Origin of the sequence: Bacillus cereus group sp. BfR-BA-01522, assembly GCF_022662635.1 — a bacterium.
Classification (GTDB): domain Bacteria; phylum Bacillota; class Bacilli; order Bacillales; family Bacillaceae_G; genus Bacillus_A; species Bacillus_A cytotoxicus.
In genome coordinates this window covers 1-223 of the sequence record NZ_JAKUDY010000068.1, presented here as the reverse complement: position 1 = coordinate 223, position 223 = coordinate 1, and the positions used below count along the sequence as shown (strand labels likewise).

The following is a 223-nucleotide window of genomic DNA, read 5'->3' as shown; positions in this document are numbered from 1 at the left end:
CACCGATTTCCTGATGATATAACACGTTGTATGCCAATGATTTCTACATCAAATCCACATTCTTCAAAAATAATGCGAGGGGGTTTTCCTTTTTCGTTTTCTTTAATGAAAGTACGCTTGAATTCGTCGGTATAAGTAATTCCTTTTGGGCTGACCGATTTTACGTATCGATTTTTTGATAGTATTTCAATTTCTTTTTCTGTAAATAGTTTTTTCGTCATTT

General features: G+C 32.7%; 1 protein-coding gene. It reads right to left on the bottom strand.

The annotated features are described in order from the left end of the window. Positions 1 to 221, bottom strand: a 221-nt coding sequence (locus MR059_RS21690) for an HTH domain-containing protein (protein ID WP_313933216.1), incomplete at its 3' end; no start/stop codon positions are given. Positions 222 to 223: the final 2 nt, after the last annotated feature.